Below are 25,101 nucleotides of genomic sequence, written 5' to 3'. Positions count from 1 at the left end.
GAATGAAAATCGAGGCGAACGAGCTCAATTGCAATGGGATCACGCACGGCTTCTTCACGCGCAACGGCGGTGTATCCGGTGGCCTTTACGAGAGCTTGAACATTGGTCTCGGCTCTGATGACGAACGGCCTCTGGTTCTTGAAAACCGGAAGCGGGTTGCCGAGACATTCGGCATCGCCCCGGAGTACCTTGTCTCGCCTTACCAGATCCATTCTCCAGATGTGATCACGGTCGAAGGTCCTTGGGCAGAAGGCGCAGATCGCAAAGCTGATGCGCTGGTAACAAGAACCCCGAACGTGGCTCTCGGGGTAGCGACCGCGGACTGCGGGCCGATTCTCTTTGCCGATCCGGAGGCCAAAGTTATTGGTGCAGCCCATTCCGGCTGGAAGGGGGCGATCTCAGGCGTAATGGAAAACACCCTTGAGGCCATGGAAAAGCTCGGCGCGAACAAACACAACATCCGCGCTGTACTCGGACCGACGATCTCACAGAATTCCTATGAGGTCGGACAGGAGTTCTTCAAACGGTTTGCAGATACGTCGCAGGCGAATGAGAGATATTTCAAACCGTCATCGCGGGCGGAACATCACATGTTCGATCTACCTGCGTTCATTACAGATTGTCTATTGGACCTCGGCCTTGCAAAGGTCGCTTCAATCGATGTCTGTACCTATGTGGACGAGGACCGTTTTTTCTCTTATCGACGAACAACGCATCGCAAGGAACCGGATTACGGGCGCCAAATCAGTGCCATTATGATCCGTGCATAACGAAAAATTAGGTTAGCATCGGGCCGCTTTTGCACCAGAACTGTTGGCCTGCTACCCAATTCGCTACGAATAAGGCCGGATTGGCGGTTAGCGGCACCGGTTCTGCACCAAGCCTCTCGACCTGCCGGACAAGTCGGGCTAAACCAGAAACCAAAATCGGGGTGGGGTTCGGCAAGTGCCGGAATCTGGCCCAAACGCCATGTGAGAGAATTCAGGCCAGCCATCTAAATGCCCCATAGAACCGAACTCCCGATTCTCCGGATCCTCAAAGTTATCGGAGGGCTGCTTCTGGTAGGTGGCCTTGCTGCCTGTCAGGGCGCAAATCCTCCGCCAGCTGCGATCAACACGACGCCGGTCGCGCCGAGCTTCATCCAACCCATTGATGAACAACAGGGCACGACGTTTGCCTTCGAGCCGTTTACCGGTGCTCCCGGCAACATTGCCGATGAGCTGTCCAATGAAATTGGTCAACAGGCTGCCCTGCGCGGCCTCAAGCTTGTGCGGCGGGTCGGTGCTGACGCGACCTACCGGGTAAACGGATATCTTGCAGCGACGGGCCAACCTGGCAAAGGTACGGTATTTTACGTTTTCGACATCGTTGACCGATCAGGGCGCCGCCTGAAACGGATTTCGGGTGCAGAGGAAACCGGCGGCTCTACTGGCGATCCCTGGACTGGGGCAACGTCCACGGTTCTGACCCGCATCGCAGAACGTTCTGTGGTTGAAATTTCCGCCTGGCTCAACCGATAAGGTCAACTTTAACCGGATAAATCAAAACCGGCGTCATAAAAACTAAAAAAACCGCATCTGACACCCTCAGCGCGGTTGTCGTCCGTCCGGTTGGTTGTTACAACGCCGCCGCCTGCCGAAGGTTTTCCCCCAAGAAGGCTTTGGGCAATCGGCACCTTGAACGACCTAACGCCCCAACCGCGTGTTTGCTTGGCCCATCTTGGCCCTACAAACCCGGCTCCGCACCAGAAGGACTTGCGGCTTATGAAGATCGTCGCGGGCAATTCCAACCGAGCCCTGGCCGAGGAAATCTCCCAATACTTGGATGTTCCATTGGCCAAATGTCAGGTCCGGCGCTTCGCCGACCAGGAAATCTTCGTCGAAATCCAGGAAAATGTGCGCGGTGAGGACGTCTTTGTCGTCCAGCCGACCAGCTACCCGGCCAATGACCACCTTATGGAGCTGCTCATCATTATCGATGCGCTGCGCCGGTCATCTGCCCGCAGAATCACAGCCGTTATTCCTTACTTCGGATATGCCCGCCAGGACCGCCGCGCCTCCGGCCGGACACCCGTCTCGGCCAAGCTTGTTGCCAATTTGATCACGGAAGCCGGTGCTGACCGCGTGCTGACACTGGATCTGCACGCCGGCCAAATCCAGGGTTTCTTCGATATTCCGACGGACAACCTGTTCGCCGCACCGGTCATGACCCGCGACATCAAGGAGCGCTATGCGACCGACAATGTTATGGTCGTCTCGCCGGATGTCGGTGGCGTGGTTCGTGCCCGCGCGCTTGCAAAGCGCATCGAGGCTCCGCTGTCCATCGTCGACAAACGCCGCGACAAGCCTGGAGAATCGGAAGTCATGAACATCATTGGTGATGTGAATGGCTATGACTGCATCCTGGTGGATGACATCGTCGACAGCGGCGGTACGCTCTGCAATGCAGCGGATGCGCTGCTTGCCAAGGGCGCCAAGTCAGTTACCGCCTATATCACCCACGGCGTTTTGTCCGGCGGAGCGGTTGCACGGGTGACCTCCTCCAAGCTGAAGGAATTGGTGATCACCAACTCCATCGAGCCGACGGCTGCCATCACTGCCGCGCCGAACATTCGCGCGATCTCGATTGCTCCGCTGATGGGCGAGGCAATCAACCGGACAGCTTTGGAAAAATCGGTTTCCAGTCTGTTCAACTGATTGGTCTGATAGACTTTTTGAAAGCGCCGGTTTTGCCGGCGCTTTTTTGTTTGAGTGAAACCATCTCCGATCAGTTGAGCTTGCCCGGCAGACTGAGATCTCCAGAAGCCACATCGAATACATCGACGACGCACAGCAGCGGAGCGTGGATGTTCTGATTGACGCGAAGAGCCGACGTCACCCCGTCGTAAGACATCCCATCAGCCACTGACGGATCATCAAAACTGACATTGATTGTGATTTCTTCACTTTTGAGCACCGGAGAGAAACCCGGGCTGTCGATGTAAATCGGCAATCCCGGCCAGGTCGCCGGCATTTTGGGCGAGGCCCCATCCGGGATATCCTTCACCGACAAAGCTCCTGCCCCACAGGCTTCGTTGGGCGTTAATACAACCCAATGCGAGTGCCATTTGGCCCCGTCATTTGTCAGATCCCCATCCCCGTCTTCATCAAAAAGCGGCGTGTCATCAAAATCCGGGTGAGACGTTGCAACCAGCGCCAGGATGCCGTCTTCGCTTTCAAAGCCGACAGCGTCCGGCTTCAATGAGGTCGGCCAAACATAGGCTTCAACCGGAGCCCCGGCGAGTTGACCGGCCGGTTCAGGCGTCGTGGCCCCAGCGGTTCCCTTAAGCGTCATGTGGAAGGTCACAATGCGTCCGGACCGATGCACGTGTGCTGCCAGAATATCGTAGTTCTGGTCTATTTCCGCGTTTTCCGGCGACAGCACTGCGCCCTTTTGATGAATTGCATGATCGCTGTGTGACCCGCCTGCCAAAGCGGCAATCGGCAAGGCAGCAAGGACAAGGCTTCCAGCTAGTGTCTTCAACATGGGTGTTCTCCTTTTCAGAAAAGACGCCCCTTCATTAATAGCGAGTCGATACTATTGCAAGTTTAATTTCGACTCGCTATAAAAAGGCATGACCGACGACCGCGACCACACCCGCTTCATCTCTGATCTGATTGACCGCCTCGGCAGGCTGAACGCGGCCGAAGAATGGAACGGACCGCTCAACCCGTCACAATTCGCTGCACTGTCTTATCTCGCCCGGGCGAACAGGTTTTCGCGGGCGCCGTCTCATGTGGCCGACTACCTGGCAACCACCAGAGGCACAGCGTCTCAAACCTTGAAAGCGCTGGCCCGGAAAGAGCTGATTGCCGAGTCGCGACTTGAAGAAGACAAACGCAGCATTCGTTATGACGTGACAGATGACGGGCACGCGTTGCTGGCCGCGCAGTCTGCAATGTCAGCCGCGATTTCGGCTCTTGAGGCTACGAACGCTGAAGCGCTAAAGGACGGGCTGGCAGCGTTGGTTATGAAGCTTCTGGAACAACGCGATGCAAAATCCTTCGGTCTTTGCAAAGAGTGTAGCCACCATCAATCAACGGATGCTGGCGGGTACTGCAACCTTCTGGACGTTCCGTTGAAGCCGCGGGAAGCTGAACAGATTTGCCATGAGCACACCCCCACCACAGGATGAGTCTTAAAGATGACAACCGCACAGATCTTGGGCGTATATGCCGGAAAACCTGAGGACAGATGGGACGGGAAAGCACCCTCTGCAATCCGTAAGTCTCTGATTCAGGGAGCTGTTCAGCTTACAGAAACCGGGATTGTGGAAGACCAGCAGGCGGATCTTGCGGTTCATGGCGGTCCTGAGAAAGCGCTGCACCACTATCCTTCAGAACACTACGCCGATTGGGCTGAGCTCTTTGGCATTTCCCCGTTCGCATACGAACCCGGGACATTTGGGGAAAACATATCATCGTCCGGATTCACCGAAGTAGACCTTTGTATTGGCGATGTTTTTGCCGTCGGCTCAGCCCGTCTCCAAATCTGCCAGGGCCGGCAGCCATGCTGGAAGCTTAACATGCACACCCAGAACCCTGCCCTTGCGGCGCATTTTCAGAAAACCGGCAAAACGGGCTGGTACTACCGGGTTCTGGAAACCGGCGTTTTCAAAGCAGGCGACAATATGACCTTGTTCGACCGGCCCTGCCCGGATTGGAACCTGAAAGACGTGATCTTTGCCCGGTTCAACCCGAAACTGGAAAGCAGCACGGCGTCCGCACTTGCCAACCTGGCCGTACTTGCCGAACCATGGCGGGCCGCCTTCGCAAAGAAGGTCGACCCTGATTTTGTAGAAGATACGTCACGCCGACTTCCTGGAAGCTAGGCGGGATCGCTCCGGCAACCCTTAAGCAGCTTCAACGGCTTTGAGGAACCGGTCGACCGTGCCGCGGAGATCTTCGGTTTTATCGGCCACATCATTGGACGCCCGCAAGACGTCGCCAGCGGATGAGCTGGTCATCTGCGACTTTTCGCTGATTGCGACCATTGATCCCGCGACTGACCGCGTTCCTTGAGCAGCTTCCTGCACATTCGCAGAAATCTCTGTTGTCGCCTGTCCCTGCTCCTGAACTGCTGACGCGATGTTTCCGGTGTAATTGTCCACCGTTGCCATGGTTTCAGCAATCGTTCCGATCGCCGAAACGGCTTCCTTCGTTGCCGCCTGGACTTCAGACACCTGCGCCTCTATCTGCTCGGTCGCCTTGGCCGTCTGTGTCGCCAATTCCTTGACTTCGGACGCAACAACCGCAAAGCCGCGGCCCGCCTCTCCGGCACGGGCGGCTTCAATCGTTGCATTGAGAGCCAGAAGGTTGGTCTGCTCGGCAATATCAGAGATCAGGTTCACAACATCGCCGATGTTCTGGGCAAGCTGCGCCAGCCCGCCAATCCGCTCGTTGGTTTCCTGAGCCGATCCAAGTGCAGCCCGGATAATCTCCGTGGTGCTGTCAACTTGCCGGCCAATCTCCTGAATGGACGCGGACAGCTCTTCAGAGGCAGAGGCAACGGTCTGGACATTTGCGGACGCCTGCTCAGAGGCAGCTGACGCGTTCGTCGCCTCACCGGATGTTTCATCCGCTATGCCGTTGAGGCCCTCGGCGGCCGCCTGCATCTGATTGTTGTTGTGAACAACCGTATCAAGCATTTGCTCGACTTCATCGCGGAAAGTTTCAATCAAGGAACTGACCCGATAAGCTTGCTCTTGTTGCGCTTGCTGGTTGGCATTTTGCTCTGCCTCCAACCGTTCACGCTCCAACGCATTCTCCCGGAAAACGGCGACTGTGTCGGCGATTTCCTTGATCTCGTCATCGGAGGTCTGCTTGGGGACATTGACCGCTGTATCGCCTTTGGCGAGAGCGCCCATGACCCCCGCCAACCCATTGATCCGGCGGGACAACTGAACAGACACCCAAAGGCCGAGCAGCCCGGCACCAAGTGCGCAAACCACAGCGATGACCACTGTCCAGTTCCGCAGCTTTGCCAGCGGGGCGAGGACTTCAGCCGCGCTCTGCACGACGACAAGAGCATAGTTTTTGCCGAGATATTCAAACGGCACGGCTGCCGCGAATGATTCCTGTCCCTGCAGATCGTCCAAAACCTGGAACTCCGGCGCGCCGCCCAGTGCATTGAGAATAGGACTGCCCTGGAGCAGATCGCTCGTCACTTCATCGACATCCGGGGTCCGAACACTGTCGTTTTGAATGATCCCGTCAGCGTTGACCAAAAACACATTCCCTGTCTCACCAAGGCCTGCATACTTGCCAAGCATGTTGCTCACACGGGCGACAGCGGTCTCATAAATTGCAACACCGATGACCTTTGATCCGACCGAAATCGGCACTGACAAGAAACCAACAGGCTTGTCATTGGGTCCAGGATAGCGCTCTACATCGAAAACATGCGCCTGGTCCGGAGCACCTGCAATGGCCGCCTCGAACGCCTTGGCTGCTGCCGTGCCGGTCCATTCGGCTGACTTCAGATTTTGAGCAAAATCAGCCTTTTTCTGAACGCTGTAGACAACATCGCCGTCCAAATTGATCAATAGGATCTCGTCGAAGCTGTTGGATTCAGCGAACGCCCGCATTGCAGGATGATGCTTGGTGTGCGCCCGGTCGTATGGCTTGCGGCCGGCCTTCACAAGATCTGCGCGTTGATCCGCCGGATGCGGATTGTCCGTGACATACACCTTGGTGAGAGTCGCCTGCGCCTTGTCTCCGTATTTCGCCCAGTTTTTATCGAAGTCGGAATAGGCAGCCCGTAAGCCTTTGCCGGATGCATGATCTGTCACAAGAGCCTGTTTAGAAGACAAGTAATCTGTCAGGGCGTCCTTGCGGCTTTCAGCGAGGCCCATAAGCTTTTCTTTAGCCAGATCCCGAACAGACTGTGCTCCGGATATGTAGCTCGCAATACCGACACCTGCCGAACAGAACAATGCAATCCCGACCATGATGGCGGGAAGTTTCTGAGAGACTTTCAAAGTATTTGCTCCGCAAAGGACATGGGCAAGGCTCCCGCCTTGCCCTTTGAAACATTAAAGATTTTCGACATTCACGCCGAACGTGACGGCACCGATAGGCTCACCACTATCCGGATCAACAACCGGTACACTGACCTGGCTCTGCAGAAGCTGAGTGCTCTCATCTTCTTCTAGATCACTGATGTGCACAGAGCCCGAACCCGCACCATAGGTGTCTTGCCATTTGGCTTCATCCCCCTGCCAGTAGTCAGAAGTCACATCGCTCTGACCAACGTTGAGGCCCTTGGCATCCATCACGAAGATTTCGGTAAAGAGACCATCGCTGCCATCTTGCAGATCGGCCAGATATCCGGACAGATCGTTTTCAAGCACGGCATCGATCATCGGCTGATCAACTGCTTCTGCTTCAGCGCGCCAGGTTTTGTCGAGCTCGTCGATCTTAGCCTGATCATGACCGGCAGTTTGCGTATTCTGTGCCTTTACTGCCGCAATTACTTCAGAAGAGGACGCGATTTCGGCGATTTGGCCGTTTGCCAGCTCCTCCAGCTCGGCCTTAAATTCATTCGCGTTGGCGGCACCGGTTGCAAGGAGTACAAATACCGCGGACTTCAAAAACATTTTCATGGATCGCTCTCCGTTGAGTTCCGTTACGATATTCAACGCGGCAGATCTTAATCACATATGTATAGTCGCTTATATTTACTGATTGAATTACTATTACATTCAACCAATGAGTTGCATTACAAAACCAATAATCTAAATAACTAAAATAACACTCGATGGTTGATAATTTTTACTTTTGAGAACTAGCAGATTTGACGATAATCGCGCACCTATCGGGGCCGCTTGCTTTTCCAAAGGGTTTCAGCTATATCGCGCACGCGCCTGCACCCCTGGAGGAGGCGCTCGTAGGACCGATCCCGAACAACTGATCGAACACTCGGTGACCCTGTTCGCCGGTCCGTTACATATTCCTATAGGAGTTTGCCATGGCTTCCAGCTATGAGCTGAAGGCGTCGGCACGGGACCGTGTGGGCAAGGGGGCCGCACGAGCACTGCGTCGCGAAGGCCTTCTACCTGCCGTGATCTACGGCGACAAGAAACCGGCTCTGCCGATCACCATTCCGGTGAAAGAAACCACCCTGACCCTGCACAAGGGCGGTTTCCTGATCAACATCGGAACCATCGACATCGACGGTGAAAAGCACCAGGTCATCGCCAAGGACTTCCAGCTGCACCCAGTGCGCGACGATGTTCTTCACGTTGATTTCCTGCGCGTTTCCGGCAACACGACCCTGACGGTCGATATTCCGGTCACCTTCATCAACGAAGAGACCTGCCCGGGCCTGAAAAAAGGCGGCATGCTGAACGTGGTTCGTCACACTGTCGAACTGATCGTTCCGGCGAATGCCATCCCGGAAACCCTGGTCTTCGACCTTGCGAAAGTCGAAATCGGCGACACGCTGCACATCTCGGCAACCACCCTGCCGGAAGGCGCGCAGCCGACCATTACCGACCGTGACTTCACCGTCGCAACACTTGCTGCTCCTGGCGGCGGTGTACAGGACGACGAAGAAGAAGCCGAAGGTGGTGAAGAAGAGACAAGCGAATAAGCTTGATCCTTCGATAAATTTGCAGAAGACGGCATCGTCTTCTGCACTTTGGGCAGCCGATTTCGGCTGCCTTTTCGTTTCAGCACCCTGATTTCAAAGAACGCGCAGAGACAGATCATGAAACTGATTGTCGGCCTTGGAAATCCCGGCGGAAAATACGCCCATAACCGCCACAACATTGGCTTCATGGCGCTTGATGAAATCCACCGCCGCAATTCCGGTTTCCAACCCTGGCGCGCCCGTTTTCAGGGTCAGGTCTCCGAGGGGCGTCTCGGCAGCGAAAAAGTGCTGTTGCTCAAGCCCTCAACCTATATGAACGAATCCGGCCGCGCGGTCGGCGAAGCCATGCGCTTTTTCAAGATCGAGCCGGAAGACATAGTCGTCATCTACGATGAATTGGATCTCCCACCTGCCAAATTTCGGATGAAGAAGGGCGGTGGTCATGGCGGTCACAACGGTCTGCGATCAATATCGGCGCATATTGGTCAGGAGTACCGGCGTTTGCGGCTTGGAATCGGTCATCCGGGCGACAAAAAACTCGTCTCCAACTATGTCCTGGGCGACTTCTCCAAGGCGGACCAAGACTGGCTGGATCCGCTGCTTGCGGAAATCGCTGATCAGGCTGGCCTTTTGGCAGAAGCAAAAGACAGCCAGTTTGCCAACAAGATGACATTGGCGCTCGAACCGGAAAAAGCTCAGCGCGGCAACAAGACGGCCTCCCAGAAGCCGGACAAGCCCTCCAAGCCAAAACAGCAGAGCCACATTCGTCAGGCCCGCCAGAACAAACCCGCCGCGAACTTGCCCAAGTCAGGCCCGATGGCGGACATGCTGAAAAAGCTTCTGGGCGGTGGCGACAAAACATAGAGCACAATTAGAGATTTTAGATCACGCAACCGCACGTCATATTGTGGTAACCTGAACAAGGATAATGGCCCCAAGCTTGATAAAGGGGGAAATCATGCGCCGCGTTGTTCTTGCATGCGTTGTTCTGGGACTCACACTCACGCCTGCGGCTGCTTTCAAGAAACTTGAAGGCTACTTTATCGCCCAACAAGCCTGCGAAGCGTACCAAAGCAAGAACAGGCAGACCAACCCCGGCAACGTCTTGACGTCTCCGCGGATTGCCTACGACATCAAGGGCATCAACAAACAAGGCGGCGATTATTTCCAGATCCTGGTTGATGATGCTCCGGTGACGCAGCTCCGTTGGGTCAGCACATCTTGCGGTGTGCATGTGGTGGACGCCGGCACGGTGACCGTCGATCCAGTCGTCGACCCTGGCCTCACGCCTGTTACAACTGGACAGGAATCCACAGACAATCTGCTGACGCTCAGCTGGCAGCCTGCCTTTTGTGAGATCCGGCCCGGCAAACAAGAGTGCCAGGATCTGAATTCCGGAAATCTGCCGCACACAACACGTCAACTGTCCATTCATGGGCTCTGGCCGCAACCGAAAGGCAATGACTATTGCGGTGTGCCGGCCTCTGTTCGGAACCTCGACAAACCGGGCAACTGGCACCTCCTCCCAGCGCCTGAGATTGACACCGAAACGGCCGACGCACTCGCCGCCGCCATGCCCGGTTTTGCAAGCTTCCTGCATTATCATGAGTGGATCAAACACGGCACCTGCTATTTCGGTGACGGCGGCGCGGACGAGTATTACGACGACACCCTCTATCTGACAGGGCTTGTAAACGACTCAGCCGTCGGCGACGTGTTCTTCAACAATGTCGGCCGCGAGGTTTCCGGTGCCCAAATTCGGGCCGCCTTTGATGATGCCTTCGGCGTTGGTACAGGCGCGCGGGTCCTGATCAAGTGTACCAACGATGGCGGCCGAAATTTGATCAACGAGATTTGGCTCAGCCTGAAAGGCCAGATCACCCCAACTTCGGATCTGGGCGAGCTGATGCTCGCCGCAAATGAGATCGGGATGGGCTGCACTGGCGGACTGATCGATCCAACCGGTCTGCAATAAACGAACAAGGCTTCAATCCGGCGGGTTAAAAGCGGACCTGAGAGAACAAACCCACAATACGCACTCCAAGCTGGTCCCTACTTCAGCACTTCCACGATGTTCGTAACCAGCTTGGAACCGCCAAACCCTTGACCTTGCCGGTCCCCTCGGGCATGAAGCGCGGCAACAGTTTCAGACACAAACCGAAAGCGAACTCCTATGGGTTTCCAGTGCGGCATTGTCGGACTGCCGAATGTCGGCAAGTCCACGCTTTTTAATGCGCTGACCAAGACAGCTGCGGCCCAGGCCGCAAACTATCCGTTCTGCACCATCGAGCCGAATACCGGCGAAGTTGCTGTACCGGATCCGCGCCTTTATGCAATTCGCGACATCGCGCAATCCAAGGAAGTGATCCCGACGCGGATCACCTTCGTGGACATTGCCGGCCTTGTGCGCGGTGCCTCCAAAGGTGAGGGTCTCGGCAACCAGTTTCTGGCGAACATCCGCGAAGTCGATGCCATCGCGCACGTTTTGCGGTGTTTTGAAGATGATGACATCACCCATGTGGATGGTGCCATCGACCCGATCGCCGATGCCGATACGGTCGAGACCGAGCTCATGGTCTCCGACATGGAAAGCCTGGAAAAACGCATCGCACCGCTGAAGAAAAAAGCGACCGGTGGCGACAAGGAAGCCAAGGCAGTTCTTCCGATCATGGAAGGCGCACTGGCACTCCTTCAGGACGGTAAACCTGCCCGTATGCTGGAAACAGCGGACGCGGAAGAAGCCAAGGTCCTCAAGGGCCTCAACCTTCTGACGTCCAAACCTGTTCTTTATGTCTGCAACGTTGATGAGGCGTCCGCAGGAGAAGGCAACGAGCTGTCCCGGAAAGTCGCAGAGAAGGCGGCTGCGGAAGGTGCTGTCGCTGTTGTGATTTCCGCTGCGATCGAAGCTGAGATTTCTCAGCTCGACAAGGAAGAACAGGAAGAATTCCTGGAGACCATCGGACTGGAAGAGCCCGGCCTCGACCGGATGATCCGGGCCGGCTACGAGCTCCTCGGCCTGATCACGTATTTCACCGCTGGACCAAAAGAAACCCGCGCCTGGACCATCACAAACGGCACCAAGGCACCAGGTGCTGCCGGCGTCATTCACACGGACTTTGAACGGGGTTTCATTCGCGCACAGACCATTGCTTACGACGATTACACATCGCTCGGCGGCGAGAGCGCAGCCAAGGAAGCCGGCAAGGCCCGGGACGAAGGCAAGGAGTACATCGTCAAGGACGGGGACGTCCTCCTCTTCAAGTTTAACACTTGATATGAAATCAGAGCCCGGGTCCCTGCCCGGGCTTTTTTCTGGGCGCAAGGGATACTGTCCTTTGCGCAATTCTCCGAATTCGACACTCTAGGCAGAGCCTTTCACATGCCGACTTTTGTTTTTGCTCCTCCTGCCGCGACCGCAGTACCCGTTGGCGGCACCGGAGACCTCTTCCCGGTCCGCCGTGTCTATTGCATAGGCCGGAACTACGCCGCCCACGCCGTGGAGATGGGGCACGACCCGGACAAGGAGCCGCCGTTCTTTTTTCAGAAGAACCCAGACAATCTCAACACTTCCGGTTCGTTTCCTTACCCGCCGAAATCCGACGACGTACATCATGAGATCGAACTGGCCGTCGCCTTGAAATCGGGCGGGCGCAACATTCCGGTGGGCGAAGCCCTGGATCATGTATTCGGGTATGCCGTTTCGCTCGACATGACACGGCGCGATCTTCAAGGAAACGCAAAGAAAATGGGCCGTCCCTGGGAGATCGGAAAGGCGTTTGAGCAGTCCGCCCCCATCACGACATTTGTCCGGGCAGCCGATTGCGGACACCTCTCCGAAGGCAGGATCCAACTCACGGTAAACGGCGATCTGCGCCAAGAGGGCGATCTCAACCAAATGATCTGGAAGGTGCCGGAAATGATTTCCTATCTTTCGGAGTATTTTGAACTGGCGCCGGGAGATGTCATCCAAACCGGCACGCCTGCAGGCGTTGGGCCTGTTGTGCGCGGCGACAAGCTGGTTGGTTCCGTGAAGGGATTGCCTCCCCTGGAAGTCACTGTGATTTAAAGCAGATAGCGCCTGCTTTAGTCCCGACAAAAAGATCCCCCGGAACATCCTGAGCCCGGGGGATCTCTCAACTTACATTCAAGCCCTGCATTACCAAGGGGTTCGGACCAGCTTCGTCGCGCCACTTCCGGGGCACCAAACGATAGTGCCGGGACTTTGCGTAATATTCAACGCGGTCGTAGTGGTCGTTGGCTTCGCAGCGGATGGTTGTTTTTGACACTTTGCTCATTTCTGTTTTCCTTTCCAGTTGGTCTGTTCCTGTCTGGAAAAGCATGTGGTGTTTGAATGTGTCCGGTGGATGTTCAGAACATTACAGGTTCCTAAATTCCGCACCCTGCATATGGGTTTGCGTGCCATACGGAGCTTTCGGAGAAATCGCTCGACGCTGAACGCCAATCCGGCCTAAGTTTCAGCATCTTCCAGGCGACGCGAACGGATCGGAGAATTCCAAGGTGACGCTCGATCAGATACTGCTGTTTTCACTCTTCGCAGTCGTCTTCGCCCTGCTGATTTGGGGCAAAATCCGCTTCGACCTGGTCGCCTTTGCCGCTCTGATCCTTGCTGCCTTCCTGGACCTTGTCCCCTCGGATCAGATTTTTTCGGGCTTTGGTCACCCGGCGGTAATCATCATCGCGCTTGTGCTGATCGTGTCACGCGGACTGATGAATTCCGGGGCCGTCGAACTGGTTGCCAAGTACCTGTTCTCTGCATCCCGTAGCTTGTCGGGTCATATCGGCATCATGGCAATCGTCGGCGCCGGACTATCCGGCATCATCAACAACGTGGCAGCTCTCGCGCTTCTGATGCCGCTGGATCTGGAAGCCGCCAAGAAGGCAGCCCGGTCTCCCGGTCTGTCGTTGATGCCGCTTTCCTTCGCAACGATCCTCGGCGGGATGATCACATTGATCGGAACACCGCCCAACATCGTGATTGCAGAGTACCGGTCAGACGCGCTCGGTTCGCCGTTTTCCATGTTTGACTTTGCCCCGGTCGGCCTAGTTGTCGCGATCAGCGGCATTGCCTTTGTAACATTGATCGGCTGGCGGCTGTTGCCGGCACGGTTCCGGCAAGCGCCCGAAACCGACAGCATGGCCGAGGGGCTCTACAGCGCGGAACTGAAAGTCGGCAAACTGCCCGAAGACAAAGACCTCACGCTTGGCGACCTTTATCCGGTCGCGGACGAAAAAGATGTCGCTATCATCGGACTGGTGCGCCATGGCAGCCGCATCAGAGGGTTTGCCCGCCGTGAACTGATCAAGGAGAACGACTTCATCCTGGTGGAAGGCGATCCGAAGGCTATCGAAGCCTTCATGGGAGCGGCAAAACTGGAGTTCGCCGGCTCCGAACGCCACAAAGACGGTTTGACAGGCGGAGCCTTGAGCCTCACCGAGGCTATTGTTCCAGATACGGCGCGCATCAATGGCACGTCCGCCTTTCAGCTCAGGCTTCTTTACGGTCACGGCGTGACGCTGCTGGGCATTTCCCGTGCCGGGCGCAGGATCCAGAACCGCGTCCGGCATGAAACGATCCGGCCAGGTGATGTTCTCTTGCTGCTCGGTTCATCCGACCGATTGGAGATGGCAGTTCAATGGCTCGGCGTGTTTCCGCTGGAAGGCAGAACCACCGGAATGATCCAGCGCAACAAGGCACGGCTGGCCATCTTGGGCTTCGTTCTTGCAATTGCGGCAGCAGTCGCAGGGTTCGCATACCTTCCGGTCGCTCTTGCTGCCTGCGTCGTTCTTTATGCGGCAACCGGGCTCGTCAGCGGTTCGGATGTTTATACAGCCGTGGAATGGAAAGTGATCGTGCTACTCGGCTCGCTGATCCCTCTCGGACAAGCCTTTGAAGCGGCTGGCAATGCTCAGATCATTGCCGATGGCATTCTGGCTCTGACAGCCGGGGCGCCGGCCTGGGTCACCTTGGCGGTTTTGATGGCCGTCACAATGACCTTGTCGGATTTCCTGAACAACGTCGCGACGTGCTTGATCGCAGCCCCTATCTCGGTTCAGATCGCAAACAGTCTAGGTGTCAATCCCGACCCGTTCTTGATGGCGGTTGCCGTTGCCGGATCCTGTGCCTTTCTGACCCCTATCGGACACAAGAACAACACGATCATCATGGGGCCCGGCGGATACCGCTTCGGCGATTACTGGCGCATCGGCCTTCCGCTGGAAGTGCTGGTTTTGGCTGTCGGCATTCCGGCGATCCTGGTGTTCTGGCCGCTTTAGTTTTCGCCAGTGAAAACCCCAACTGTTTCTGGGATTGCACAGACGCTTACCCTTTTTCGCGAGCACGTTTCTGGCCGTTGAATTATCCTGAGCCTTGGTGCAAGCGGTGTTTTCTCTTGAGCCCCGGCCGAAAGTAACGTGTTATGCATGCGTCAGGCTAAAAAAGCCCGGCATATCAGGGGGACACTATGAAGTATTTGTTTTCTGCTGCGGCAGGGATAGGCTTTTCATTGGCCGCGAGTTTTGCCTTTGCGCAAGGCACGGGCTCTGAAGGCTATTTCCAAGTTTACAACAACACTGAGGGCAACATTGCCGTCGGTTTCTACACAAATGGCGGTGATGGCTGGAGCGATAACTGGCTGGGCGATGCCTTGATGCCCGGTCAAAACGCCCAAGCAGCGTTCAATGCAGACACCGGCAATTGCGATCAGGTCTTCCAGATCGGATGGCTTGGCGCTGATGACAGCGAAGTGCTCGACGAGCCGATTGCCATCGACATATGTGCAGCCAGCAATGTCTATCTCGACGACAATGAGATTTACTACGACTAAACAATCGGTAAGATTGCGCATCCACATAGCGCGGCCTGCCGCGCTATGCCTCTCTAATCAAACAGCTATTGATGTCAGACATATATCATTTTGAAGACTTCGAGCCCGGACAGGTTTTTGAACTGGGCAGCGTGACCGCAAGCAAAGACGAGATTATCGAGTTCGCCGAAGAGTTCGACCCGCAACCGTTTCATCTCGATGAAGAGGCCGGGAAAGCCTCCATGCTTGGCGGGCTGGCAGCATCCGGCTGGCACACCGGGTCGATGGTGATGCGTTTGCTCGCCACCAATCTCTTGAACAACTCCACCGGGCAAGGCTCGCCCGGCATAGATGAACTGAAGTGGCAAAGCCCGGTCTATCCAGGAGACACACTCACGGCAAAAGCTGAGGTTTTGGCGAGCAAGGAACTACGATCCAAGCCCGACTTGGGGATCGTGACATTTCGCATCACGGCGACCAATCAAGATCAGAAACAGGTGATGTTTTGGGAAAATCCCATTCTGTTCCTGAAGCGGGGGGCCGCCCAATGACCAAGTATTTCGAGGAGATTGAAGTCGGCGAAACGATCGAGTTGGGCACGCACACATTTAAAGCCGACGACATCATCCGCTTCGCTGAAAAATACGACCCCCAACCCTTTCACCTCAGCGAAGAAGGGGCGGCCAAAACGCATTTCGGCCGATTGTGCGCCTCCGGCTGGCATACGGCGTCCGTCTTCATGAAGCTGCTGGTGGCAACCAACAAACGTTTGATCGAAGCAGCTCATAGTGAAGGGCGAGTGCCTGCCCGTGTGGGTCCGTCTCCAGGTTTTGAAAAACTGAAGTGGATCAAACCGGTATTTGCCGGTGATACACTGACCTATCAACGCGTCGTCACGGGCAAGACTGAAAGCCGCAGCCGGCCAGAGTGGGGCATTGTCCATTCCGACATGGTCGCACGCAATCAGAACGACGAACCGGTGTTTTCCTTCAAGGCAAACGTCTTCGTGGAGCGGCGCAAGGACTGATCCCACGGCGCTCACAGTTGCTTATGTCCGTATTTTACAGGCTTCGCGCAAAAAACACTTCGTCGTGGATTTCGATGCCGTAGTCGCCGGTCAACGGGATTCCAGGATTTTTCTCACGCTCGGCATCGATCACACCGAACCCGATGCGCTCCAAACGGAACCCGCGCCGCTGGTAGAACCGAAACGCATCCAGATTGTCGTTGGAAGTCCGAACCGTCAAACGGTGGATGTGGCTGGCTTTCGCCTCTTCCACCACGGCCTGAAGCAAACGGCTGCCAACACCGTCCCAACGATTCAAGGAGTCGAGAGTCAGAATCTCCCACTCCTCCGGCCGCTTGATCAAGGTCACCAGACCGACAAGCTCGCCGTCGGCACGGGCTGTGTAGCCGGGCAGCCGTGACGCATCGATCGTTTCGTTTTCGATGATCATATCCGGCGATGTCCAACGGTCGTTCAACAGCTGCAGGACATCTGCATGATCTTCGGCTGTCGTTGCATGAATGGTCACAGACATGATGGTTCCTAACTACAAACAACACGCGTTCAGCGGCTGTCCCTCAAAGCGGCAGGTATGCTAACGGCGAAACAAGCGCTCGTCCAATGGGCTTCGCGATTGCCAACGGGCCCGCTCAAGTTCTGGGTCGATATGTTCTTCTTCCGGGTATCCGACACAAAGATACGCAACAAACTGCCAATTCGGGTCAACGTCGAGGATTTCGCCGATCTTCATCGGATCCAGAATTGACACCCAACCAACCCCGACACCCTCTGTACGAGCTGCAAGCCAAAAGGTATGGATCATGCTGACGGTGGAATAGGCCAGTGTCTCAGGCATCGTCGCCCGCCCAAGTCCATGCCCCTGGTCCGGATTGGGCTCGCTGAAGACCGCCAGATGGACGGGCGCTTCTTTCAGTCCAGCCAATTTAAGCCGGCGGTAAAGAGCAGCCTTTTCATCCTGGTAGTCTTCGGCAGCAGCAGCGTTTTCCGCCTCGAAAATCGAAACTACGCGCGCCCGCTTCGCCGCACTCTCCACAGTCACGATACGCCAAGGTTGGCTGTTCCCAACTGAGGGTGCCAGATCCGCCAGCTCAAGAAGATGTTCCAGCGTTTTCGAATTGACCGGGTCCGTCCGGAATCGGCGCACATCCCTCCGCCATCTGAGAAGGCTCTCGAACTCCGTTCGAAACTCGTCGGAAAATGCCGGTTTTTCTGTCTCTCCAGATCCGCTCGCCGCCATCCGCGATCAGTGCCCTGGGAACTCAACCAGTGTCCGGACGGGAACACTCAAATCTTCCAGCTTTTTCCGGCCGCCAAGATCGGGAAGATCAACAATGAAACACGCAGCTTCAATGTTCGCACCCATGGATCTCAAGAGTTTGCAGGCAGCTTCCGCTGTGCCGCCTGTCGCGATCAGATCGTCAACCAGGATCACCCGGTCGCCTGGCTGAATCGCATCCTTGTGCATCTCCATTTCATCCAGGCCGTATTCCAGGGAATAGGCAATGCGCACGGTTTCGTGCGGCAGCTTGCCCTTCTTGCGGATCGGAACAAAGCCTGCGGACAGCTGATGGGCAACCGCGCCCCCCAGGATGAAACCACGGGCTTCTATTCCGGCAATCTGATCGACCTTGGAGCCGGCCCAAGGCTGAACCAGCGCATCGACCGCGCGCCGGAATGCCCGAGCGTTGCCGAGCAGAGTGGTGATGTCGCGAAAAAGGATGCCCTCTTTCGGGTAATCCTTGATTGTTCTAATGGCACTGATCAGTTCGTCACGAATTGTCTGATCGGTCATTCTGCTCTCTTTCCTGCAAAAACAATGTCGCGCAACACAATCCGCTGCACAGCCCCGACCGACGCTTATATCAAGATTACCGTGCCGGTCGAAGTCTTTTGATGGTTATGAAGTTGTTGGTATCAGCTGCGGTTCAAGACACGTCCTGCAATCGCATCAAGTTTGGCAACCAATTCCGGATCGCGTTTCTCCGGCGCTGTCATCAGAGCAAATTCCAGAGCAGTGTCGGACCCGGCGGGGCAGGATTGATGCTCCCTGGGAAGGTCTTTCGCGACACGCGCGACCAGTCTTTGAGCATTTTCCGCATTGTCATGCAGGACTTTCAATATCGCTTGAATGTCCACTTCACCATGATCCGGATGCCAGCTGTCATAGTCGGTCACCATCGCAACCGTCGCATAGGAGATTTCAGCTTCCCGCGCGAGCTTGGCCTCGGGCATATTGGTCATGCCGATAACATCGCAATTCCAGGTCCGGTAAAGTTCACTCTCTGCAAGCGACGAAAACTGCGGTCCTTCCATGGCGAGATACGTCCCGCCCTTGCTGTATTTCAGGCCTTCCGCTTCCGCGGCCGCCGCAACGGCGTCGACAAGTTTTGGGCTGACTGGGGTTGCCATGGAGACATGGGCAACACAGCCGGTCCCGAAGAAGCTCTTTTCCCGTGCAATCGTACGATCGATGAACTGGTCCACGAGCACAAACATGCCCGGCTCATGTTCTTCCTTCAAAGAGCCGCATGCGGAGACGGACAGAAGGTCCGTCACACCGCACCGCTTCATGACGTCAATATTGGCACGGTAGTTGATCGTCGTCGGCGAATAGACGTGGCCCCGGCCATGGCGCGGCAGGAACACGATCTTAAGCCCGTCAATCGTGCCGATCCGCACCTGATCCGACGGCTTGCCCCACGGGCTCTCGACGCTGATCCATTGCGCATCCTCAAGACCAGGAAGGTCATAGATCCCGGATCCGCCAATGATCCCCAGAACTGCGTCGCTCATTTTGCCCTCGTTGGATGAGTTCCTGAATTACCGGTTTGCTTAACAAGCCAAGCCAGCAATGAACAGCGGGCAAATGAAAAAAGGCGGGCTCGATGCCCGCCTTTTTCCGAGTGCTTCTTTACGCTTGGAGCTTAGTGCTCGACGTCGCGCCAGATCTTCTTCTTGGTGAAGTAGAGCATGCCAGCAAAGACGATGAGGAAGATCATCACGCGGAAACCAATCTTCTTGCGCTCTTCCAGATGAGGCTCGGCGGCCCACATCATGAACGCTGCGACATCGCGTGCGTAATTCTCAACCGTCATCGGTGTACCGTCGGTGTACTCAATCGCTTCCTCGAAAAGAGGCGGCGCCATTGAGATGAATTCACCAGCCATGAAGGAGTGGTTGTAGTACTGGCCAACCGGCACTTCCACACCCTCTGGCGGATCCACGTAACCCGTCAGCAGCGAGTAGATGTAGTCAGGGCCGTTTTCCTGGTACTGGGTGAAAATGTCGAAAACGAACCCAGGAAAACCGCGCTGCGGCGCACGGGCTTTCGCGAGAAGCGAAAAGTCCGGCGGATACGCACCGTTGTTGGCTGCACGTGCCGCATTCTCGTTCGGGAATGGCGACGGGAAGCGGTCAGCCAGGATGGCCGGACGGTCGTACATGTCGCCGAAATCATCCGGGCCGTCTACAACAGTGTAGTCGGCAGCAATTGCTTTGGCCTGGTCTTCAGTGAAGCTCGGACCACCATCCTCAGCCAGGTTACGGAATGCAACGCGGCTCAAAGCGTGACAGGCTGCACAGTTTTCAACGTAGACCTTGAAGCCACGTTGCAACTGCGCACGGTCGTAGTAACCGAAAGGCCCGGCGAAGGACCAATCCTGATAATCGATTTCAACCTTCGCTCCGGCCGCAAAAGCCGGGGATGCGATGGCGAGAGCCGCCACCGCTGCGAGGGAACGAACCATTGTGATCATGGTTTTCATTGTCTCAAATAACTCCCGATCCGGTTCGCGTTATTTCGTTTCCGGTGCGGCTGCTGCGCCGACCGGTGTGCCGGATCCGCCCTTGAGCACCGACTCGGAGATTGATGCCGGTAGTGGCTTCGGTTTCTCCAGGAAGCCCAACAGCGGCAGGGCGATAAGGAAGTAGGCAAAGTAGATGGTGGTGCAGATCTGGGACATGATCACGTAGATCCCTTCCGCCGGCATGGCGCCGAGGTAGCCCAGAACCACTGCGTTCGCTGCGAAGATCCAGAAGAACTGCTTGAACAGCGGACGGTAAGCACCGGAGCGGACCTTGGAAGTGTCCAGCCAAGGCAGGATGAACAATACCGCAATCGCACCAAACATCAGCACAACACCGCCGAGCTTGTCCGGAACAGCGCGCAAGATCGCGTAGAACGGCAGGAAGTACCATTCAGGAACGATGTGCGCCGGCGTGACGAGCGGGTTCGCTTCGATGTAGTTGTCGGCGTGACCCAGGTAATTCGGCAGATAGAACACGAAGTACGCGAAGAAGATCATGAACACGACAATCGCGAACAGGTCCTTGATCGTGTAGTACGGGTGGAACGGGATCGTGTCCTGTTTGGTCTTCGGCTGGACGCCTGTCGGGTTGTTGTTGCCGGTGGTGTGGAATGCCCACACGTGCAGCAGAACAACACCGAAGATCATGAACGGCAGCAGGTAGTGCAGCGAGAAGAAGCGTGTCAGTGTCGGATTGTCGACCGCAAAGCCGCCCCACAGCCAGATCACGACACTCTCACCGACAACCGGGATTGCCGAGAACAGGTTGGTGATAACCGTCGCGCCCCAGAACGACATCTGACCCCATGGCAGAACGTAACCCATGAATGCTGTTGCCATCATCAGAAGGAAGATGATCACACCCAGGATCCAGGAGATCTCGCGGGGAGCCTTGTATGACCCGTAGTAGAGACCACGGAAAATGTGGATGTAGACGGCGATGAAGAACATCGACGCGCCGTTGGCGTGCAGGTAGCGCAGCATCCAGCCGAAGTTCACATCGCGCATGATGTGCTCAACGCTGTCGAATGCAGCAGTCGTGCTTGCCGTGTAGTGCATCACGAGCACGATCCCTGTCAGGATCTGCGCGATGAGCACGAAGAAAAGGATCCCGCCGAAGGTCCAGAAATAGTTCAGGTTCTTCGGTGTCGGAAAGTCGACGAAAGATCCGCGTACGAGCGAAATGACCGGCAAACGGCTCTCAAGCCACTTTGCCGCAGCGCTCTGCGGTACATATTCAGAATGTCCAGCCATGGCTGCCTCCAGATTAACTCGTGCCGTTAGCCGATCTTGATGGTGGTCTCGCTGACCATCTCAAGCGGCGGAATGAGCAGGTTCTCAGGCGCCGGGCCCTTGCGGATCCGGCCGGCGGTGTCGTAGTGCGAGCCGTGGCACGGGCAGAACCAACCGCCGTACTCACCAGCATCACCCACAGGGACGCAGCCAAGGTGTGTGCAGATACCAACCTGGACCAGCAGCTTCTCATTGCCTTCGATGCCGCGGTTCACATCCGTCGCTTCTGCGTCGGCAGGCAGGTTGGCGTTGCGTGCAAGCGGGTCCGGCAGATCAGATACTGCAACAGCATTCGCCTCTTCCACTTCCGCATCCGTACGGTTGCGGATGAAGACCGGCTTACCACGCCATTTCACGCTGATAGACTGCCCCTCTTCCACGGCAGAGACGTCGACTTCAATAGAAGCCAGAGCCAAAGCGGAGGCATCCGGGTTCATCTGATCGATGAATGGCCATGCCAGCGCGCCAGCGCCGACGACACCCATGGCGCCGGTCGCAATGTAGAGGAAATCTCGGCGGGTCGGTTCCGCCTGATCCGTATTTGCCAAGGTCGCGTCCTCTCGAAACCAGTTTATTCTGTACCGAAAGCCCGTCGCACGTCCGGGCCCGTCCCTGAGAGCAAGGATAGGCGGACTCGTGCCGGGCTCAACGGTTGCCGGGTGCGGCAGATTTCCGCACCGGGCAAGGCGTGTGTCTTTTTGCACCGTTCAAAGCGCTTGTCCAGTTCAACAAACGCCTTAGAACGCATATGTCGCAGCCGAAACTGCGCTCTCGCCGTTTTTCTGCCGTTTTTCGGAAAATCGCAAGACCGGAAAATGCATTTCCCCGGCCTTGCGTGACGATGTGGCTGGAATCAAGCCGCCTGAACAGGCGCCAGGAACCCGCCAGACTGGTGCTGCCAGAGCTGAGCGTAAAGACCGTTCAGGTCCAACAACTCCTGATGCGTTCCTTCTTCGATGATTCGACCATGATCCATGACAATGAGCCGGTCCATCGCCGCAATCGTGGACAGCCTGTGAGCAATCGCGATAACGGTTTTTCCTTCCATCAGATCGAACAGGCTTTCCTGGATGGCGATCTCGACTTCTGAATCCAGCGCCGATGTCGCCTCATCCAGGGCCAGGATCGGGGCATCTTTCAGGAGCACCCGCGCAATCGCGATCCTCTGGCGCTGACCACCGGAGAGTTTCACTCCGCGCTCGCCGACATGCGCATCTAGGCCAACACGCCCGTTTTGATCTTCAAGACTGCGGACGAACTCGATGGCATGCGCCTTTTCCAGAGCTGCCTCGACTTCCTCACGGCTGACGTCCGGCTTGCCATAAGCAACGTTCTCGAAGATCGACCGGTGCAACAAGGACGTATCCTGCGTAACAACACCCACGTTGGCCCGGATGTCGTCCTGCAGGACCTTGGCAACGTCCTGACCATCGATCAGCACCCTACCGCCTTCCAGATCGTAGAAGCGCAGAAGAAGGTTGACCAAGGTGGATTTACCTGCCCCGGACCTGCCGATCAGACCGATTTTTTCGCCAGCCTTGATCTTCAAGGAGAGGTCCTCGATGACGCCGGTTTCCTTGCCATAGTGGAAGCGGATCCGCTCGAACTCGATCTCGCCTTTGTCGACAACCAGCTGCTTGGCGTTTGGAACATCCACCACATCCCGTTCCCGGGAGATTGTGTTGATGCCGTCTTGGACCGTGCCGATGTTTTCAAACAGGCCGGACACTTCCCAAAGAATCCACTGCGACATGCCCTGAAACCGCAGAACAAGGGCGACCGCAACGGCAATCTCGCCAGTGCTCACCAACCCTTGCTGCCAAAGCGTGATGGACATCGCCGAGACCGCAAAGAGCAACGCCATGTTCAGCGTTGTCAGGGTGATGTTCATTCCCGTGACGAGCCGCATCTGAAGAAAGACCGTCTTCAGGAAGTCAAGCATCGACCTCTTTGCATAGTCTTCCTCGCGCGCTGCGTGGGAGAAGAGTTTCACCGTCGAGATGTTGGTGTATGCATCGACGACGTGTCCCGTCATCACGGATCGCGCATCGGCTTGATCCCGGGACACGTTCTTCAAACGCGGGATGAAGACGCGCATCGTCAACAGATATCCGCCAAGCCAGGCCAGGAACGGAATAGCGAAATAGATGCTCGCCTCCGCAACGATGAACAGTGCGGCCACAAAGTAGACGATCACATAGACCAGAATGTCCGCGATCCGGGTCACAACCTCCCGAACCGCAAGCGCTGTTTGCATCAGCTTGTTCGCAATCCGCCCGGCAAAGTCGTTTTGATAAAACGCCACACTCTGCCGGAGAAGATACCGGTGAACCCGCCACCGCACAGACATCGGGTAGGTGCCCATCAAGCCCTGGTGGAACACCATCTCCCAGATACCAGCGACCAATGGCAAAAGGATCAAGATGACGAAGCCCATCCACAGAAGCTGGGGCCAGTTGTCTGCAAAGAAGGTCTGCGCGTTCTCTGTTCCGAGCCAATTCACCAAATCACCCAGAAAGGTAAAGATGAACACTTCCAGAATGGCGATGGCGGCACCCAGAACCGATGCGACCGCAAGGATCGGCCACACCGGTTTCGTGTAGTACCAACAGAACGCCCAGAAGCCTTTCGGCGGGACATCGAGATCCGTGTTCTCGAACGGATCAATCAGGTTTTCAAACCACTTAAACATGACGAACCTTTGCATGAGTGGGCTGGACAGTCTCATGACCATCCCCGCACTCGAATTTGTAGGGTTCCCTTTCATGATCACGCACGCCGAGGCGCGGAGACGCAATCGCGGCCGAAGCAAAGAAACTTACCAGCGATAGAGCTACGATAAAGGAACCAATTAGAAGATTTTCAAGCCGGTCAGCGAACTGCGGCGCGCTCAGGACCTTTCCATGCACGCCAACGGTTTCGATCGCTGCAAATTCGGAAATGAAGACCGGCACCGCGAACAGCACTGTCAGAACGCCAGTCGCCCCACCGAATACACCGAGAATTTTCAACAAGTTGCGCAGACGCAATAAAACTGGCGGACGCGGACGCAAGCGCGGATCAATGAAAACGTCCGGCCGCCGGACAGGCGGCTCCTGGACGATATCTGGACCTATGCCGGGTCGGAATGGCCCAAAGGGATCACCGAAAGACATGATGTGTCTCCGAAACGGAAGAAATTGAGAGTAACGCCCGCAGACATGCGCAAGGACGCACATGCAGCCAAAACTGATGGACGGCTTATGCCGGACGTCGGAAAAGTGTTAGGAACTCAGGCGCGTTTCTTTAGCCGAAACGTGCAGATGATCCCGTGCGAACCAAATGGACGGCTGTCGCTGGATGCGTCGAACAATTTAGCATGTAAGCCCTCCTGGTTGCTTGGCCGGGCGGCCAAAGGGATGGAAACTTCAACCCGTCAAAGTTGAGGACCTTTTGGTACTCTGGAATCGCGGATAAGAGAAGTCCGATTTCGGCCTAAAGCAGCCTAAACCCAGAGCTGTGACAAATCAGCCACATGTGT

27 protein-coding genes are annotated in these 25,101 nt (G+C 56.1%); 14 read left to right on the top strand and 13 right to left on the bottom strand.

Features of this window, described 5'->3' with window-relative positions; genetic code table 11:
- Positions 1-2 precede the first annotated feature (2 nt).
- The 3 genes from pgeF to AC0J4F_RS11370 all read left to right on the top strand — a co-directional run bounded on the left by pgeF (position 3) and on the right by AC0J4F_RS11370 (position 2,696).
- Positions 3-770, top strand: coding sequence for a peptidoglycan editing factor PgeF (gene pgeF / locus AC0J4F_RS11380; RefSeq protein ID WP_473026306.1), 768 nt, complete (start codon positions 3-5; stop codon positions 768-770).
- A gap of 228 nt (positions 771-998) precedes the next feature.
- Positions 999-1,520 (top strand): hypothetical protein, encoded by a 522-nt coding sequence (locus AC0J4F_RS11375; protein ID WP_133946008.1) that lies wholly within the window; start codon positions 999-1,001, stop codon positions 1,518-1,520.
- 243 nt (positions 1,521-1,763) lie between these two features.
- Positions 1,764-2,696 carry a ribose-phosphate pyrophosphokinase gene (locus AC0J4F_RS11370; protein WP_133946006.1) on the top strand — a complete coding sequence of 311 codons (933 nt, stop codon included), beginning with the start codon at positions 1,764-1,766 and terminating at the stop codon, positions 2,694-2,696.
- Between the two features lie 70 nt (positions 2,697-2,766).
- Here AC0J4F_RS11370 and AC0J4F_RS11365 read toward each other — a convergent pair whose 3' ends face one another.
- On the bottom strand, positions 2,767-3,525 hold the full coding sequence (locus tag AC0J4F_RS11365; protein WP_473026305.1) for a hypothetical protein: 759 nt from the start codon (positions 3,523-3,525) through the stop codon (positions 2,767-2,769).
- 88 nt (positions 3,526-3,613) lie between these two features.
- Between AC0J4F_RS11365 and AC0J4F_RS11360 the strand changes: the two genes are divergently transcribed.
- Together AC0J4F_RS11360 and AC0J4F_RS11355 are read left to right on the top strand one after the other, a co-directional pair.
- The gene (locus AC0J4F_RS11360; protein WP_473026304.1) at positions 3,614-4,174 is read left to right on the top strand and encodes a MarR family winged helix-turn-helix transcriptional regulator; all 561 of its coding nucleotides are present in this window, start codon (positions 3,614-3,616) and stop codon (positions 4,172-4,174) included.
- A gap of 9 nt (positions 4,175-4,183) precedes the next feature.
- Positions 4,184-4,870, top strand: a complete 687-nt coding sequence (locus tag AC0J4F_RS11355; RefSeq protein WP_473026303.1) for an MOSC domain-containing protein — start codon at positions 4,184-4,186, stop codon at positions 4,868-4,870.
- Positions 4,871-4,891: 21 nt separating this feature from the next.
- Here the strand turns inward: AC0J4F_RS11355 and AC0J4F_RS11350 are convergent, their stop codons facing one another.
- Positions 4,892-7,018 carry a methyl-accepting chemotaxis protein gene (locus tag AC0J4F_RS11350; protein ID WP_473026302.1) on the bottom strand — a complete coding sequence of 709 codons (2,127 nt, stop codon included), beginning with the start codon at positions 7,016-7,018 and terminating at the stop codon, positions 4,892-4,894.
- Between the two features lie 54 nt (positions 7,019-7,072).
- Positions 7,073-7,642, bottom strand: a complete 570-nt coding sequence (locus tag AC0J4F_RS11345) for a PDC sensor domain-containing protein (RefSeq protein WP_209002081.1) — start codon at positions 7,640-7,642, stop codon at positions 7,073-7,075.
- 365 nt (positions 7,643-8,007) lie between these two features.
- Between AC0J4F_RS11345 and AC0J4F_RS11340 the strand changes: the two genes are divergently transcribed.
- The 5 genes from AC0J4F_RS11340 to AC0J4F_RS11320 all read left to right on the top strand — a co-directional run bounded on the left by AC0J4F_RS11340 (position 8,008) and on the right by AC0J4F_RS11320 (position 12,697).
- A complete protein-coding gene (locus AC0J4F_RS11340; RefSeq protein ID WP_133945991.1) occupies positions 8,008-8,631 on the top strand; it encodes a 50S ribosomal protein L25/general stress protein Ctc in 624 nt (207 codons plus the stop codon).
- Positions 8,632-8,748: 117 nt separating this feature from the next.
- Positions 8,749-9,495 (top strand): aminoacyl-tRNA hydrolase, encoded by a 747-nt coding sequence (gene pth, locus AC0J4F_RS11335; protein ID WP_133945987.1) that lies wholly within the window; start codon positions 8,749-8,751, stop codon positions 9,493-9,495.
- Between the two features lie 94 nt (positions 9,496-9,589).
- Positions 9,590-10,606, top strand: a complete 1,017-nt coding sequence (locus tag AC0J4F_RS11330; protein ID WP_473026301.1) for a ribonuclease T2 family protein — start codon at positions 9,590-9,592, stop codon at positions 10,604-10,606.
- Between the two features lie 198 nt (positions 10,607-10,804).
- Positions 10,805-11,905, top strand: a complete 1,101-nt coding sequence (gene ychF, locus AC0J4F_RS11325; RefSeq protein ID WP_133945982.1) for a redox-regulated ATPase YchF — start codon at positions 10,805-10,807, stop codon at positions 11,903-11,905.
- Positions 11,906-12,010: 105 nt separating this feature from the next.
- Positions 12,011-12,697, top strand: a complete 687-nt coding sequence (locus AC0J4F_RS11320) for a fumarylacetoacetate hydrolase family protein (protein WP_133945980.1) — start codon at positions 12,011-12,013, stop codon at positions 12,695-12,697.
- A gap of 67 nt (positions 12,698-12,764) precedes the next feature.
- Here AC0J4F_RS11320 and AC0J4F_RS11315 read toward each other — a convergent pair whose 3' ends face one another.
- On the bottom strand, positions 12,765-12,926 hold the full coding sequence (locus tag AC0J4F_RS11315) for a hypothetical protein (protein WP_166672590.1): 162 nt from the start codon (positions 12,924-12,926) through the stop codon (positions 12,765-12,767).
- A 223-nt stretch (positions 12,927-13,149) separates the two neighbouring features.
- On the opposite strand from AC0J4F_RS11315, the gene AC0J4F_RS11310 reads away from it, so the two are divergent.
- From AC0J4F_RS11310 to AC0J4F_RS11295, 4 genes are all read left to right on the top strand, one after another.
- Entirely contained in the window at positions 13,150-14,925 is a 1,776-nt protein-coding gene (locus tag AC0J4F_RS11310; protein WP_133945976.1) for an SLC13 family permease, read from the top strand.
- Positions 14,926-15,113: 188 nt separating this feature from the next.
- Positions 15,114-15,476, top strand: a complete 363-nt coding sequence (locus AC0J4F_RS11305; RefSeq protein WP_473026300.1) for a hypothetical protein — start codon at positions 15,114-15,116, stop codon at positions 15,474-15,476.
- Between the two features lie 71 nt (positions 15,477-15,547).
- Positions 15,548-16,006: a MaoC family dehydratase gene (locus AC0J4F_RS11300; protein WP_473026299.1), complete on the top strand. Its 459-nt coding sequence runs from the start codon at positions 15,548-15,550 to the stop codon at positions 16,004-16,006.
- Complete coding sequence (locus AC0J4F_RS11295; protein WP_473026298.1) at positions 16,003-16,482, top strand: MaoC family dehydratase; 480 nt, start codon at positions 16,003-16,005, stop codon at positions 16,480-16,482. Before AC0J4F_RS11300 ends, AC0J4F_RS11295 begins: the two co-directional genes overlap by 4 nt.
- 34 nt (positions 16,483-16,516) lie before the next feature.
- Here the strand turns inward: AC0J4F_RS11295 and AC0J4F_RS11290 are convergent, their stop codons facing one another.
- The 9 genes from AC0J4F_RS11290 to AC0J4F_RS11250 form a co-directional block, all read right to left on the bottom strand.
- Positions 16,517-16,996 (bottom strand): GNAT family N-acetyltransferase, encoded by a 480-nt coding sequence (locus AC0J4F_RS11290; RefSeq protein WP_209174395.1) that lies wholly within the window; start codon positions 16,994-16,996, stop codon positions 16,517-16,519.
- Positions 16,997-17,056: 60 nt separating this feature from the next.
- A complete protein-coding gene (gene bluB / locus AC0J4F_RS11285) occupies positions 17,057-17,719 on the bottom strand; it encodes a 5,6-dimethylbenzimidazole synthase (protein WP_473026297.1) in 663 nt (220 codons plus the stop codon).
- A gap of 6 nt (positions 17,720-17,725) precedes the next feature.
- Positions 17,726-18,274, bottom strand: a complete 549-nt coding sequence (locus AC0J4F_RS11280) for an adenine phosphoribosyltransferase (RefSeq protein WP_133945963.1) — start codon at positions 18,272-18,274, stop codon at positions 17,726-17,728.
- 122 nt (positions 18,275-18,396) lie between these two features.
- Positions 18,397-19,275: an S-methyl-5'-thioadenosine phosphorylase gene (locus AC0J4F_RS11275; protein WP_133945961.1), complete on the bottom strand. Its 879-nt coding sequence runs from the start codon at positions 19,273-19,275 to the stop codon at positions 18,397-18,399.
- A gap of 131 nt (positions 19,276-19,406) precedes the next feature.
- On the bottom strand, positions 19,407-20,246 hold the full coding sequence (locus AC0J4F_RS11270) for a cytochrome c1 (RefSeq protein WP_133945959.1): 840 nt from the start codon (positions 20,244-20,246) through the stop codon (positions 19,407-19,409).
- A 30-nt stretch (positions 20,247-20,276) separates the two neighbouring features.
- On the bottom strand, positions 20,277-21,542 hold the full coding sequence (locus tag AC0J4F_RS11265; protein WP_133945957.1) for a cytochrome b: 1,266 nt from the start codon (positions 21,540-21,542) through the stop codon (positions 20,277-20,279).
- 26 nt (positions 21,543-21,568) lie between these two features.
- Complete coding sequence (gene petA / locus AC0J4F_RS11260; protein WP_133945955.1) at positions 21,569-22,129, bottom strand: ubiquinol-cytochrome c reductase iron-sulfur subunit; 561 nt, start codon at positions 22,127-22,129, stop codon at positions 21,569-21,571.
- A 305-nt stretch (positions 22,130-22,434) separates the two neighbouring features.
- On the bottom strand, positions 22,435-24,273 hold the full coding sequence (locus AC0J4F_RS11255; RefSeq protein ID WP_133947536.1) for an ABC transporter ATP-binding protein: 1,839 nt from the start codon (positions 24,271-24,273) through the stop codon (positions 22,435-22,437).
- On the bottom strand, positions 24,266-24,736 hold the full coding sequence (locus AC0J4F_RS11250) for a hypothetical protein (protein ID WP_133945953.1): 471 nt from the start codon (positions 24,734-24,736) through the stop codon (positions 24,266-24,268). The genes AC0J4F_RS11255 and AC0J4F_RS11250 overlap by 8 nt, the downstream gene beginning before the upstream one ends.
- Positions 24,737-25,101 lie beyond the last annotated feature (365 nt).

This window comes from Roseibium sp. R5 (assembly GCF_055755305.1).
Note: the sequence above shows the minus strand (reverse complement) of the source record. Positions and strands in the feature narration are given on the sequence as shown.